Annotated in this window: 11 protein-coding genes; 2 read left to right on the plus strand and 9 right to left on the minus strand. The window is 38.6% G+C overall.

The genetic code is table 11. The features are described 5' to 3' along the window. Positions 1-5: 5 nt before the first annotated feature. From ACTQ5J_RS11275 to ACTQ5J_RS11315, 9 genes are all read right to left on the minus strand, one after another. Entirely contained in the window at positions 6-1,103 is a 1,098-nt protein-coding gene (locus ACTQ5J_RS11275) for a hypothetical protein (RefSeq protein WP_441753041.1), read from the minus strand. Between the two features lie 620 nt (positions 1,104-1,723). Beyond that, on the minus strand, positions 1,724-3,115 hold the full coding sequence (locus ACTQ5J_RS11280) for a sugar transferase (RefSeq protein ID WP_441753173.1): 1,392 nt from the start codon (positions 3,113-3,115) through the stop codon (positions 1,724-1,726). Positions 3,116-3,795: 680 nt separating this feature from the next. Continuing rightward, positions 3,796-4,773 (minus strand): ribose-phosphate diphosphokinase, encoded by a 978-nt coding sequence (locus ACTQ5J_RS11285; protein WP_441753175.1) that lies wholly within the window; start codon positions 4,771-4,773, stop codon positions 3,796-3,798. Positions 4,774-4,866: 93 nt separating this feature from the next. Further along, positions 4,867-6,237: a bifunctional UDP-N-acetylglucosamine diphosphorylase/glucosamine-1-phosphate N-acetyltransferase GlmU gene (gene glmU, locus ACTQ5J_RS11290; protein WP_441753043.1), complete on the minus strand. Its 1,371-nt coding sequence runs from the start codon at positions 6,235-6,237 to the stop codon at positions 4,867-4,869. A gap of 83 nt (positions 6,238-6,320) precedes the next feature. After that, positions 6,321-7,166: a pur operon repressor gene (purR, locus tag ACTQ5J_RS11295; RefSeq protein ID WP_441753044.1), complete on the minus strand. Its 846-nt coding sequence runs from the start codon at positions 7,164-7,166 to the stop codon at positions 6,321-6,323. Between the two features lie 267 nt (positions 7,167-7,433). Further along, entirely contained in the window at positions 7,434-8,576 is a 1,143-nt protein-coding gene (locus tag ACTQ5J_RS11300; RefSeq protein WP_441753046.1) for a mannitol-1-phosphate 5-dehydrogenase, read from the minus strand. Next, positions 8,576-9,019 carry a PTS sugar transporter subunit IIA gene (locus ACTQ5J_RS11305; protein WP_441753048.1) on the minus strand — a complete coding sequence of 148 codons (444 nt, stop codon included), beginning with the start codon at positions 9,017-9,019 and terminating at the stop codon, positions 8,576-8,578. The genes ACTQ5J_RS11300 and ACTQ5J_RS11305 overlap by 1 nt, the downstream gene beginning before the upstream one ends. 37 nt (positions 9,020-9,056) lie before the next feature. Further along, complete coding sequence (locus tag ACTQ5J_RS11310) at positions 9,057-11,117, minus strand: BglG family transcription antiterminator (RefSeq protein WP_441753050.1); 2,061 nt, start codon at positions 11,115-11,117, stop codon at positions 9,057-9,059. Between the two features lie 64 nt (positions 11,118-11,181). Next, a complete protein-coding gene (locus ACTQ5J_RS11315; protein ID WP_441753052.1) occupies positions 11,182-12,954 on the minus strand; it encodes a PTS mannitol transporter subunit IICBA in 1,773 nt (590 codons plus the stop codon). Positions 12,955-13,134: 180 nt separating this feature from the next. Between ACTQ5J_RS11315 and ACTQ5J_RS11320 the strand changes: the two genes are divergently transcribed. After that, on the plus strand, positions 13,135-13,527 hold the full coding sequence (locus ACTQ5J_RS11320) for a GntR family transcriptional regulator (protein ID WP_441753054.1): 393 nt from the start codon (positions 13,135-13,137) through the stop codon (positions 13,525-13,527). A gap of 2 nt (positions 13,528-13,529) precedes the next feature. Beyond that, positions 13,530-14,672: a DUF1648 domain-containing protein gene (locus ACTQ5J_RS11325; protein WP_441753055.1), complete on the plus strand. Its 1,143-nt coding sequence runs from the start codon at positions 13,530-13,532 to the stop codon at positions 14,670-14,672. The last annotated feature ends 20 nt before the right edge of the window (positions 14,673-14,692 follow it).

Consider the following 14,692-nt stretch of genomic DNA (forward strand, 5'->3'; position numbering starts at 1 on the left):
GTCGCTTACTCAGCGTCTGTTTCCTCTGTTGTTTCTTCTACTGAATCTTCTGTTGTTTCTTCAGTTGTTTCTTCTACTGAATCTTCTGTTGTTTCTTCAGTCGTTTCTTCTACTGAATCTTCTGTTGTTTCTTCAGCAGGAACTTCTTCAGTTTCAGTTGGAGCTGTCAAAGCTTCTTCTGGAACTACGATATCGAATTCTTGTCCATGACTATCAAATGTCATTTCCATAGTTACGATCATTGTTTCTGGTAAACCAGCTTCAGCAGCTTCTTCTTCAGTTGCTTCAACAAATTCGTTAGGGTTAATTGTTAATACCATAGACATAGCTGTTAACTTGTAATCGTCTTTGCTGTAGCTTACAGAAAGTACTGGGTTTGTTGCTAAAATAGTTGCTAATGTTTCAACACTATACGTTGAACGAATCATTTCTTCTTCTTCAGCTGTAAATTCAATTCCTTGTTCTGCAGCTGCAGTTTTAGCTTGGTCGATTGCATCATTGATTAATGCGTCCATATCAACTGCTGATTCTAAATCAGCCCATAATTCGTTAGCATCGATACCTTGTTTTAAAGTAAAGACATAATCAGTATCCGTTTCTGATAAATCTGCATATTTATCAACTAAAGCTAATTGCTCTTCAGTTAATTCAGTTTGATTTGCTTGTGCTTCGTTGATTGCAGTGTAAACTTGGTCTGAAATTTCATATTCTTGTGAAGAATAGTCTTCTACAGTCCACTCATTGTTTACTCCATCAAATAAGTAAGCAATACCTTCTGATGCCCATGCTGATAAAGTATAAGCTTCAGAACCTAAGAATGGAGACACGATTTCACCTTGGAATTCCATTGCGAAACGCGGATCTACGTTATAAGATAAGTCAAAGTTAAATTGACCGATATCTGCTGATTGTTCGCCTGACACAAATGCTACTGAAACAAAACCATTAGCATGCATTGACTCCAACGCAGCCGTTTGGTTAGCTGCATTAATTTCTGAGAAAACTTCGCCTGCAGTTGATTGTGCAGAAACAGACGGTAGTACGTTTAATGCCATTAACAGAGCTACTAATAAGCTACTTAAAAGTTTAAATCCTTTTTTCATTAATATCACCTTTTCTTTCTTTATTATGTGTTAATTATAACACAGACATTTTATCCATGACTAATCAAAGGCCTTACGATTTTATTACAATCTTGATAATAATATAATCAAAACACTGTCAGAATATGCTTTCATTACTGATTTCCATTCAGATTTCCTCTTAATCCTTTGTCATATTTATCAATGTTTTAACTCGAATGTCCTTCGCCTAAACTTATTCTATCTCAGCAAATTCAATCGCTCATTCAGTGTAATAGTCTGTAATATATTCGATACTATGCTGCGAAAATTTACAGTAATTGGTCAGAATTTATCTTTAATATCCAGTCATTGACAGTCATTGATATCGTTAACTCGTGAGTTCATTCGCCTAAAAACGTGAATTTTGCCCAACTTTACCTATTGAAAAGAGCATCATCCAAGAGAAGATAAGGCTTCTCAATATTAATTTAATCCCTATCACTGCTCACCTCACTTTATCAAAAGTATAGCATGTATAGACTGACATTCCTAACGAAACGCTAACCTATGCCTTTTGAGGCTTCGACCAGATAGCTATTCGTCCTATTTTGCTCAAAAAGCTGATGAGATGCTTTTGAGCACTCACCAGCCTTTGATGTTTAATGAATAATTTTAACACGGTCTTCGTAATCATTCCAACTTGGTTTAGCCATCGATTCGGCCTCAACTCCACGTGAACTGACTTTATCAAATAAGATTTTAACTGTTTGGAATAACAATTTGAAATCAAAGGCCATCGAATAGTTCTTAATGTACAACAAGTCAAAATTCAGCTTACTGTTGAAGTCTGTACTGTACTTGCCATAAACCTGCGCATAACCTGTAATTCCTGCACGCACATGGTGTCTTAGCGAATAATATGGATTTTCTGCTTTAAACTGATTCACGAAAAACGGACGTTCAGGGCGTGGGCCCACTAAAGACATGTCGCCTTTTAAAACATTAATCAGTTGCGGTAATTCATCAATTCGAGTGCTACGAATGAATTTTCCAACTGTTGTGATACGGCTGTCATTTGAAGAGGCTAAGACTGGCCCAGATTCTGCTTCAGCAGTTGATGACATCGATCTAAATTTAAGGATATTAAATGAGCGGTGGTTCATTGTAATTCGCTCTTGCTTATAAAAAATCGGTCCTGGTGAATCTAACTTTACAACAATTGCTGTAATTAATAAGATTGGCGAAGCGATCACTAGTAAAACTAATGACACTAAGATATCCATCAGACGTTTTATAATTTCTTCTTCGCCAGAAATTTTAAAAGGTGACACTTCTATAATACTTTCATCTTCAAAATTCATAATGTTTGGGTTTACCATCATTAAGTTTTGGAATTCTGTACTAATGAAGAGCTTTTTATTCTGTCTCATTAAAAAATCATAGATTTTAATTCGTTCTGATTCTTCGATAAAACCAGTTAAGTAGACGATATCTACTTTGTCTGCCAACTCTCGAACGTGATAGAAATAATTTGATAAGACGACATGCGTTACCTCGTGACGTCGGTTTTCCATCATATCAAAGTTACGCATGGCTTCAAGGGCACGCTCTTGATTACCGACAACGAGAATGTGCTTTTTCCCTCGTATCCGGTGGTATAGGAGGTAAGCGACCACGTTATAAATATAAATACCCGCTGTTCCGACAAAAAAGTTCACCAAAATGACTGAACGTGGAAAGGTTAGCCAACTCCCTGCATAAGTTAAGGCCATCATAAACACACTTAACATAAACTGACTCAACATCGTAAAGTAGAATAGGTCTAATAGCGATTTGTTATAGAAAACATAAGTTTCAAATAACATGTTGATAAAAATAAATCCGATTAATATCCAGATGTAACTTCCCTCAAAGGCTCTAAAGTTACGTGCCGGGATATCTCCCCAGAATTTCAAATAAAACGAAACATAAATACACAGTAAGGAAACAAGGGCACCCAGAATCACGACACCGAGTCGAAGGAAATTATTCCATTCATAACGGTTTTCAATCTTATTCATTTTTCTGTCCTCCAATCGTTTGTTCGATTATTATATAATTTTTTTATGAATCACACCGTTGCATCTTAACTAGTTCTCGTCCGATCAACGACTGAAGTTTTCTTCGCTCGTCCAGTCAACGACTGAAGTTTTCTTCGTTCGTCCGATCAACGACTGAAGTTTTCTTCGTTCGTCCGATCAACGACTGAAGTTTTCTTCGTTCGTCCGATCAACGACTGAAGTTTTCTTCGTTCGTCCAATCAACGACTGAAACTTTCTTCGTTCGTCCAATCAACGACTGAAGTTTTCTTCGTTCGTCCAATCAACGACTGAAGTTTTCTTCGCTCGTCCAATCAACGGAGGTTATGTCGATATGATTTTATTTTGCTTAAAATTCAACAGTTCCTATCATAGCATGACTTTGCCAGAAAACAATCATTTTTTCATCCTTACCATTATATTGTTTTCTTCAATAATTTGCTACTTTAGTGCCGTAAAGGGCTAGTCAAGGTTTAGTTGGTCGACTGAGACGAAAGTGAATTCTGGCAAGTGAGCAGTGATGTTAAACCTGTGTATTGCATGAGGTTAGTTAGGCCTTTATGCACATAAAAAGCGCTATGAGTACACTTTCGCATACTCACAACGCTTTATTCTTCATTTTGACATTAATGACTTACTTAATTTCCCGTCAATTAGTCGATCATTTTGAATTTTTCAACAAATAATGGACTCACTGAACGGTTTTCGTGAATACGTTTGATTGCTTCACCAATTAATTGAGATACAGAAACAATTTCCATATTAGGTAACAGACGATCTTCTGGTAATAAAATCGAGTCTGTTACGATAATTTTCTCAATCTCAGAATCTCTTAGACGATCAATTGCTGGTCCAGATAACACTGGATGTGTACAACATGCAAAGACAGCTTTAGCACCTTTTTCTTTCAAAGCTTTTACTGCTAAAGTAATTGTCCCCGCTGTATCAATCATATCGTCGATTAACACACACGTTTTACCTGAAACTTCACCAACAATATTCATCACTTCCGCCACATTCGCTTTTGGACGACGCTTATCAATAATGGCAATAGGTGATTTTAAGAATTCAGCTAATTTTCGTGCACGCGTTACACCACCGTGATCAGGAGAAACAACAACAACGTCGTCTCCGTGTAAACCATTATCTAAGAAATAGTTCGCCAATAATGGCGCGCCCATTAAATGATCAACTGGAATATCGAAGAATCCTTGTATTTGAACAGCATGTAAGTCCAATGTAACCATTCTTGTTGCACCAGCCATTTGTAGCATGTTTGCTACTAACTTCGCAGTGATTGGCTCGCGTGATTGAGCTTTACGATCTTGACGAGCATAACCATAATAAGGCATTACGACGTTAATCGTCTTAGCGCTCGCACGTCTTAAAGCATCAATTGTAATTAACAATTCCATTAAGTTGTCGCTGACCGGGAAAGAAGTTGATTGAATAATATAAACATGGTCTCCACGTATACTTTCCTCAATATTTACCTTGATTTCTCCATCTGAGAAATGCGAAATTTCAATTTCTCCTAAGTCTAGCCCGATTGCCGCAGCAATCTTTTCTGCTAAAGGCTCGTTAGAACGTAATGAAAAAATCTTTAATTTCGGATCATTATAATGTTTTATAGCCACTTTTTTTTGCCCTCCGTTTGGTATGATTTCTTGCCGTCTGTTAGTTATATTATAACCCTGATAGGGGTTAAAACCTATTTAAATTGCTTACTTTTTCGAAAGTTTTTCCCAATAATTTGGTACGTTTTTTTGCTCTGTACGAGATATTGCTAATGCTTCAGCTGGAACATCATTGATAATTGTTGATCCCGCAGCAACAAAGCCTTTCTCGCCAACGTTTACTGGCGCAACTATGTTCGCATTGCTACCGATAAACGCTTGATCTCCAATGTTAGAACGTGCTTTACTTTTGCCATTATAGTTAACAAAAATAGTGCCACAACCTACATTGATTTTCTTGCCTAAATCCGCATCTCCGATATAAGCTAAATGACCGGCCTTTGTTTCATCACCGACACGACTATTCTTAACCTCTACAAAGTTACCAATATGTACTTCTTTTCCTAAGACACTATTTGGACGAATATGAGCAAAGGGTCCAATGTCTGTACGCTCGCCAATTATTGATTCTTCAATAACTGATTGAGTAATCGTCACATGATCAGCAATTTGACTATCGACAATTTCAGAATTCATTCCTACGAAACAGTTTGATCCGATGATCGTTTGTCCTTTTAAGTGAACTCCCGCTTCAATTACCGTATCATTACCAATCACTACATCTGGCTCAATATAAGTTGAATCAGCGTTACCGAATGTCACACCATTACGCATATGCGCTAAATTAATACGACGCATCATCGTTCTTTGTGCTTGACTTAAGGCCACTCGATCGTTTACACCAATTGCTTCATCCATATCATCCATAATATGAGCAGATACAACATCGCCATCTGCTTTAATTAATTCGATCACATCTGGAAGGTAATATTCACCTTGAGCATTATCATTTGTAACATGACTCAATGCATTAAATAGTGCTTGGTTATCAAAAACATACGTTCCTGTATTAATCTCTTTAATCGCTAATTCAGCTGCTTGCGCATCTTTTTGCTCAACGATTTTAGCAACTTCATCATTAGCTGAACGAACAATTCGTCCATAACCTGTTGAGTCATCAGCAATTGCCGTTAAAATTGTCGCCTTGGCACCACTTTTCTCATGAGTATCAAATAGCTCAGTTAAAGTCTCACCAGTTAAAAGAGGCGTATCCCCACAAATGACTAAAGTCGTTCCATCAAGTGTACCTAGCAAGTCTTTCGCTTGTAAGACTGCATGACCCGTTCCTAGTTGTTCTTCTTGTAAAGCATATTGAGAATAATCACCCAAAACTTCCTGTACCTTCTCTGCTCCATGTCCAACAATTGTCACGATTTGACTGACACCACTCTGCTTAACAGAGCGAATGACATGTTCTACCATTGGTAAACCGCACACAGGATGCAATACTTTATATAAACTAGACTTCATCCGCGTACCCTTACCTGCGGCCAAAACGATCGCCATCCGATTACTCATTTTTACACTCCTCATTCTAAAACGAATTATTTATTAATTTTCCATTACTTATTATAGCTATTTGAATACCATAGGTCTATTGATTATTTTCCATCGAAAAAATTTCCTGGCAACATCTGAAGCTCAAAGTGCCCTGCGTCTTTATTGTAAACTATTTCAATCTTTAAGAAAGAAACATAATTTTCAATATGTACACGCTCTTTATGCGTGTTTTCAGCGAACACACAAACCCCGGCCGGCTGACAATCGAACTCATCCAACAAGGATATTAAACCACTCACTGTTCCACCATTACGCAAAAAGTCATCAATAATTAAAACTTTACTACCAGCCTTCAGACTACTTTTAGTCAATTCCATCTTCTTAACCGTCTGATGTGACCCCGAAATATAGTTAATCGAAATCGTTGAACCCTCTGCTTCAGCAGAATCGCGACGAACAATCACATGTGGCACATTTAAATAACGAGCCACCGCAACAGTTAAACCAATCCCCTTGGTTTCAATCGTCATTACTGCATCAATCTCTTCTTCTTGATAGAAAGACGCAATATGACGTGCGATTAAATTTAAGGTCTCAGCTTCCTGAAGGATATCCGCCAAATAAATATAATTACCTGGCATGATACGCTTACCCGTTTGTAACTTCTCCTCAATCTCCGCAAGCAACTGATCCGTCTCTACCTGAGCCACTTGAGGATAAAAAATAACCCCACCAGCAACCCCCGCTACCGTAGAAATTTGACCAATCTTATTAAAAGCAAAAACCTCTCGAATAAAATCAATATCTTCACTAATCGAAGACTTCGCACTACCAAAATACTCAACAAAATAAGATAAACTGATTAGCTTGTTGGGACGCTCTGTTAAATAGTTACTAATATATAAAATACGGTGATTCCTCTTAATCTTAACTGGACTTTCAGCCATGGCGCTACTCCTTATCTCTCGTTAATACCCCTAGTATAACAAAATAATTAACGTTAAGATATATTTCTAGAGAATAGTTCGTATAAGAATCAATCTATCACAAGAAAAATGACTGAATGTTACTTCACTCTTACTCCCCTTGTCACCTCAAAAGACTCGCTTTTTATTGGAATCTCTCAATAAAACACACTTGTCAACCGCACGTCCTCTGCCACTTCAAAAAAGACTATCAGGCTTTTTTTTCAGCGTGATAGTCTCTTAAAAGGCTTATAAAGTCTCTACAGCGGCCTTAATTTCAGCCACTAGACTCGATTCTTCAATTCCTGTTACTTGTTGAATCACTACATCTAAAGGTTTCTCAGCTAGTAAAGATTGTAGCTCAACGCTTTGCTCATCTGTTTCTTCATCGTATTTAAAGATACGTGCCACCGTCGCCAATAAGGCTTGATAACTTAAGCCACGCTCACTGGCTTCTCTTAGAGGACGAATGAAACGCTCATCATAACCTAATTTACGAATAGGTGTACGTGCCACACGTGTATTCAAGTCCGAAATATAAGGGTTTTCGAAACGACCAATAATTTTTTCAATATACGCTTGATGTGTTTCATGGTCAAACTGCCATTTAGCTTCTAATAAGGCACCAGTCTCATTTAAAACCGCTTTTAATAAAGCTAACACTTCTGGATCACCCATGGCTTCATCAATCGTTTCAAAGCCCTTATAGCTCCCATTGTAAGCCACAGTCGCATGCCCAGTATTTACTGAGAATAATTTACGTTCAATATAAGGCTCTAAATCCACCACATATTCAACACCTTCTAAATGACTCTCTTTCGCTTTACTATGCGTCGCATCGATGACCCACTCACTAAAAGGCTCAACCGAGACAAATAAAGGGTCCTCATGTGATTGCAATGGTACAATCCGGTCAACCGCTGCATTCGGGAAGCCGACATATTCTTCGACATAAGCTAAATCTTCTTCAGTTAAGAAACCAAGGACTTTTTCTTTTAAGAAATCTGAGCCGCCAATCATGTTCTCACAAGCTATCACATCGATTGCTTGCATGACATTATTGGCACGGCGCTTTTGCAAGCCATTAGCAATCAATTCAGCAATAAAGGGTAACACATTCGGCCCGATGGCTGTTGTCACAAGGTCTGCTTCTGCAACAGCTTTTACGACAGCTTCTGGTTCTGTTTGATTGTTTAAGCCCGTCACGCCGGTCACTGTGATTCTCTCTTTAGATTCATCTGCTAATTCAATCTCATAAGTACCACGCTCTTTTAAAGCGTCAATCAACGTCGCATTGATATCCACAAAGGTAATTTCAAATCCATTTTGAAATAAGATTTCCCCTATGAAGCCACGTCCAATATTTCCTGCGCCAAAATGTACATTCTTCATTATATTTCTGCCTCCCCAAGCATAGCGATCACTTCTTCTTCCGTTTGAGCATCCGCTAAACGCACAACATTATCCACATCTGAACAAAAGACTGCGATTTTAGCCAATAAATCTAAATGTTCATTGCCAATGCCCGCAATACCAAAAATCGCCATCGCTAATTTCTCTTCATCTTCGCCGGAAGCAAAATCGACCCCTTCTGGCACTGTAATTAAAGCTATCGCCGTTTTCTGCACGTGTTTTTTTCCTTCATCCGTTCCGTGAGGAATCGCAACAAAGTTCCCCATGTGTGTCGTGACAATTGTTTCACGTTCAAGCATCGATTCAATATAACTTGGATCCACTGCGCCCCCTGCGACTAACAAGTCACCGACCGCGCGAATCACCTCTTCTTTACTTGTATAGGATTGGTTCAGTTTAATCATTTCATGTGTTAATTCCATTATTTATCCTCCTCGCTTCATTTCAAGTCAAGCGTCTTTAATCTATTTTTCGAATCTCGTCGACCAATAACGAACTTAATAATTGATAAATCAGTTCTTTAGACCCTGACTTATATATTTCAGTATTTAAATCACTTTCAATAATCGAACTACTGATTTTACCTAATAACATTTCATTTGTTGTTGATAACGGTTCAGGTGCCAGCATCAAAAGAATTCGCTGCAAATCAATACTGCGTCGATCCATCCCCATAATCGGGAAGGTCCGGTCCAAATCAAAAATGGCAAAATAGGGCTCTGAGACCCACCGATTCGTACTATGAAACAGTGCAATATTAGAATTCGGAATGCCGATCGGCGCTTGCAAATATCTTTGAACCACTTGATTCGTCACTTGCGTGGCATCCGTCACAATATAGCCCTCTATCTCAAGTAAAATTTGATATAAGCTATCCTCTAAAGTCTCTAAGCTGTTGCTTTGTTTCACATCAAAGCGCTGCAAAAGGTTATTCGCAATTTTCATGGTTTGATACACATCTTCAAAGTTTTCGGCCGACTTTGGCGCCTCTGTAGGAGCTTCTTTTCTTGGTAAATCATTGAGTAATGCCTGTTTCATATATTCTCGGATCTCACGTACTTCATCATCTAATAATAAAGGTGAAATCACCCGGTAGCTATGCTGGAAACCTGGTAAAAAGATAGTCGACAAAATAATATCGTAATGTTCGAAATGGATGTTATCCATCTGAGATATTTTCGAGACATCCACTACATTAATTTCAGGTAAATATTTCAGAATACGACTTTCCAAAATTTTAGACGTCCCAATACCACTCGAACATAATACTAAGGCCGTTATATTACGATTTCCTGGATATCTTTCTAAAGAAGAGGCGAAATGAATGACAATATAAGCCATCTCTTCTTGTGATAATTTTTTATCCGCAAAAATTTCTCGCCTGGCAACTTTGACCCCTTCGTAAATTAAGTCGTATTCATCTAAAATTTTCTGGAGCAAGGGATTGTCAATTTTCTGAACCAGAGAAATCGGACGTTTAATGGCTGCTTTGATATGAGCCATTAAGTCTTCATACAATGTCTCGTCTTTACGAAAATCGTAGCCTGTTTCCTGAGAGGTAATCCGAATAAACTCCTTAATTTGATAAGATATTTCAGCATTAAAACTCTCGATAAAAATGTTTTGAGGCGCCTTATAATTCAAGCCTTCCAATTGTAAGGCAAAGAAGTGACGTTCGTTCATGTTCACTGGACACTTCAATATCGTCTCAATAAAACCCAAAATTTGATGGGACAACTTAATAATATCGGTTGGGATGTCCCGTGCAACAATCGCAGTATCAATAATAGACCCTTTTAAAATTCGATCAATCGACAAAGCGAGAATAATAATAATTTGCTGCAACTGATTATCCGTCACACTATCAAAGAGATCTTTGGTTTCGTTCATAATGACTTTTCTTGCTAAATATAGAGCATTAGGTGACATCACATTAATAAAGAAATGATCACTAAATGGTAAATCTTGAGCGGTCAGTTGGTGTAAATATTGAAAGAAATCATATTCGTTAATGTTCCCATAAAGTAAACTGCTCACAATTTGCCGCCGCTCTTTTTCCCCACCTTTGACATGAATGCCTCGTGTTTTCAAGCGTTCAATTTTAAGGGCAAAACCCTCTAGACTTTCGTCAATCATATTTAAATCTGCATGGATGGTCCCGACACTGACTTCGAAATCATAAGCGAGTGCGTCCATCGTAATAGTCTCATCCGCTAACAATAAAGTAATGGCCAAGGCATGCTGACGCTGAATCATATCAAAACTTGTATGAGTTGTTTGATATACTTTCTGCTTTAGAGTTTGAATTTGAAAAGGTTCGCCCATTAAGCGATAACCCGCTCCTCGAGGCTTGTTAATTTGAAGTTGAAATTTAGCTAGACTTGCTTCGATACTAGCAATTTCGCGGTAAATAGTGCGTTTACTTACATTGAGAATTCGTTGCAGTTCTTCCAATGTCACACCATTTGGATATTCTATTAAAAGTTCAAGAATTATTTTCTCACGATTTGTAAAATACACTTTATCCCCCCTCAAACAGCTTCAAGCAGTGAATAATCTCCACTGCTTAAGGCTCCTCAATTGCTTATTTAAATTTTAACACAAGATCACGGTATTGACCTTCTTCATGTAATGAAGCAAGCGTTAAGTGTTGCGCTGACGGTGCAGTTTCTTTAGCTGCTACACTCAAATCAGCTACAGTAATAATTAACGAGTGTGCATCATCGGCAATATTTGCTAATGGAGACGTGGTCACAACAAGGTTTAAGCCTTGTTTTTTCGCTTGATTGCGTAGTAGAGACGCACCCATTGCACTAGAAGCTATTTGGTCGCCGTGTGCAAAGATGACGCGTCTTACTTTAGTGTAAGGAGCAGCTGTTTCTGTAACTGTATCCGTTGCTTCAACGACTGCCTCAGACTTTTTTACTGATGATGGCCCACTTTGCATATCTGCCAGTATTTGGTCATAGCGTTTATCATCTAAGAAATTCTCTACAGAAACATGAGTTGATGAAGGTGCTTGTTTACGCGCACGAGTCGTTAATTCTTCTTGCGTAATCACTAATGTTTTACCATCATCTTTTAAACTGTTAATCGCAGAGTTAGTTACTAATAAACCTAAACCAGCTGCTTTAACTTTCTTACGTAGAAGTGAAGCTCCCATGGCACTTGAACCCATCCCAGCATCACACGCAAACACGATGCGATCAATAGTATCTACACTTGGTACAGCATCAGATTTAACCACTGTATCACTTGGTAAGCCTTTTGATTCAGCTTTAGCCGCTGCGATTGCTGCTTGTGATTGTTCAAAACTATCGTCTGCTTCAACTGTTTTATCTGCTTTTAAAATTACTGCTCCGACTAAGAATGATACTAATGCCCCTGTCGCAACCCCTGCAAGAACAGCCACATGACTACCTGGTGCTGTCATACCTAAAATTGCAATAATTGAACCTGGTGAAGCTGCGCCACTTAAACCAGCGCCTAAGGTTTGTAAAACGAATGTTCCCGATACCCCACCGGCAATAACCGCCAAGAACATTAAAGGTTTCATCATCACGTATGGGAAGTAAATTTCATGAATCCCACCGAAGAAGTGAATGATGATTGCACCTGGAGAAGACGCTCTAGCTGCTCCTTTACCAAACATCATGAAAGCAAGTAAGACACCTAAACCTGGTCCAGGGTTCGCTTCTAATAGATAGAGAATTGATTTTCCGACTTCTGCCACTTCTTGAGTACCCAAAGGTGTTAAGATTCCGTGGTTAATCGCATTGTTTAAGAATAATATTTTGGCTGGTTCGATAAAGACATTAGCTAAAGGTAATAAGTTTGCTTCAACAATTGTATTTACACCCGTTGCTAAGGCGTTGGTCATTGACGTTACAACTGGCCCAATCGCATAGTAACCGATAATTGCTAAGATAAAACCGATAATACCTGACGAGAAGTTGTTAACGAGCATTTCAAAACCTGACGGGATTTTGTCTGAAAATTTCTCGTCAAATTTCTTCAACACCCAAGCGGCGAACGGTCCCATCATCATTGCACCAATGAACATTGGAACAGAGGACCCAACAATCACACCCATTGAAGCGACAGTCGCGATGACTCCCCCACGATGTGCGTGTACCATATTACCTGCTGAATAAGCAATTAATAAAGGTAAAAGATACGTTTGCATTGGTCCCACTAACGATGATAGTTCCTCATTCGGCAACCAACCTGTTGGAATAAAGAGTGCTGTAATGATCCCCCAAGCGATAAACGCTCCAATATTCGGCATAACCATGCCACTTAAGTGACTTCCTAGTTTCTGGACGCTTGCTTTGAAACCCTTGTTACTCTGTGCCATAAAACTTCCTCCTTTTGTTTTAATTTCAACTTCATTGTAAGGTTTAATGGATACGGTTTCAATTCTTTTCACCTATAGTTTTGGCACACTTTCCACTGACAGCCCCCTATTGACAAAATATAGCTTCAAGCGTTATAGTTGATATATAACAAGCGGTTAATTTTTAAGAGAGGTGATTCCATGTTTTTCGAAATTGATCCAAATAGCCAAGTCCCTTTATACATGCAGCTTACCCAGCAAATTAAGCAAACAGTTGTGAGCGGTCAAGCGATTATTGGCCAAACTTTACCCAGTGTTCGCAGCCTTGCCAGCGATTTAGGTGTGAATATGCATACCGTCAATAAAGCCTATAATCTATTGGTTGATGAAGGGGTCCTCAGCAAAAATCAACAAGGTTACAGTATTTATTTAAATAAAGTTCAATTAGAGGCACCCATCTATCAGATTGAACTCAAGGAACAGCTTAGAACACTGATGATTGACGGTTTTGTTCATGGCGTTACTCAGGCGGAATTTACTCAGTGGGCCAACGATATATCACAAGAACTTAAACAAACACCAAAGGAGAGATGAGTATGTGGACTTTTAATGTCATTATGATACTGACCATTATTGCAGCAGGATTTTCAGTCGGGATTACCCCGTTAATCAGTCGTCAGTCGACGCCTTTTGGTGTCGCCCTTCCCAGTCAATACGTACAGAATGAAAAAATTAAACGCTACACGAAGCAGTATGCCTACTGGACCATCGGAATTAGCATTGTAGCTGTCTTGCCCTTACTGTTTATCTCTTTTCTAAAGCTAGATGAGCAACAATTAGAACTCTTTTTGGGGATTTACTCAGTTGCTGCCATTACGATTCAAATCATCTGGTCGTTCCTCTTGTATTTGAAATACCGCCGAAGCATTATTCAATGGAAACAAACGTTACCGATTGAGGCTTTTGCTAAGAAAAGTAAAACGGTCATCGATACGGAGTATCATAAGAAATTATCCACTATTAGTTTTAAAACTTTTTTCTGGTCACAACTGCTCTTAATCAGTATCCCTGTTATTCTAGCGGTGATTTATTTCGACCGCATTCCTGAACAAATTCCGATTAATTGGGGAATGAATATGGAAGTTAATCGTTCCGTTGCTAAAAGCTGGTGGACCGTTTTGGCTTTGCCTGGTATTCAACTACTGATGATACCGCTGCTGCAATTTTCATATTATAGCTTTATTAAATCTCGTCAAAAATTGTCACCTGTTGCTCCGCAACTGTCGAGTGAAAAAAGTCGTTTATTTAGAGAAGCCTGGGCGCGCTACTTCTTCTTGATTGCGATCTTGACTCAACTATTGATGTCAGTTATGTTTTTATATTCGATTTTTATTCAAGAAGGCTATTTCGGCTGGCTAATTGCTTTCATCATCGCTTTTTTAGTGATTACAATTGGCGCCTCGATTTATCTATCCATTCACTACGGACAAGCCGGTGAAAAACTCAAGTTGCCCGGTGACCACTCACAAGACACTAATCTTTATTGGGACAATGAGGATGATGCTCATTGGATCGCAGGGGTGATTTACTATAACCCTGATGATGCGGCAGTTTTTGTCGAGAAACGCTATGGAATCGGCTCAACCCTCAATATGGCGCGCTGGCAAGCTTGGTTAGCCGCTGTAGGTTTAGTGTTATTTATTGTTGCGACGATCGTATGGTCGATTGCTTTAACTTAAATTTTATGCGATGTCTATTA

The organism is Fundicoccus sp. Sow4_F4 (genome assembly GCF_052116145.1).
In the GTDB taxonomy this organism is placed as follows: Bacteria; Bacillota; Bacilli; order Lactobacillales; family Aerococcaceae; genus Fundicoccus.

What these genes read in the sequence shown, in the direction of transcription:
- purR (WP_441753044.1), bottom strand. Translation starts at nt 7,166, where the DNA reads ATGGCTGAAAGTCCAGTTAAGATTAAGAGGAATCACCGTATTTTATAT.
- ACTQ5J_RS11275 (WP_441753041.1), bottom strand. Translation starts at nt 1,103, where the DNA reads ATGAAAAAAGGATTTAAACTTTTAAGTAGCTTATTAGTAGCTCTGTTA.
- ACTQ5J_RS11300 (WP_441753046.1), bottom strand. Translation starts at nt 8,576, where the DNA reads ATGAAGAATGTACATTTTGGCGCAGGAAATATTGGACGTGGCTTCATA.
- ACTQ5J_RS11305 (WP_441753048.1), bottom strand. Translation starts at nt 9,019, where the DNA reads ATGGAATTAACACATGAAATGATTAAACTGAACCAATCCTATACAAGT.
- ACTQ5J_RS11315 (WP_441753052.1), bottom strand. Translation starts at nt 12,954, where the DNA reads ATGGCACAGAGTAACAAGGGTTTCAAAGCAAGCGTCCAGAAACTAGGA.
- ACTQ5J_RS11320 (WP_441753054.1), top strand. Translation starts at nt 13,135, where the DNA reads ATGTTTTTCGAAATTGATCCAAATAGCCAAGTCCCTTTATACATGCAG.
- ACTQ5J_RS11325 (WP_441753055.1), top strand. Translation starts at nt 13,530, where the DNA reads ATGTGGACTTTTAATGTCATTATGATACTGACCATTATTGCAGCAGGA.
- glmU (WP_441753043.1), bottom strand. Translation starts at nt 6,237, where the DNA reads ATGAGTAATCGGATGGCGATCGTTTTGGCCGCAGGTAAGGGTACGCGG.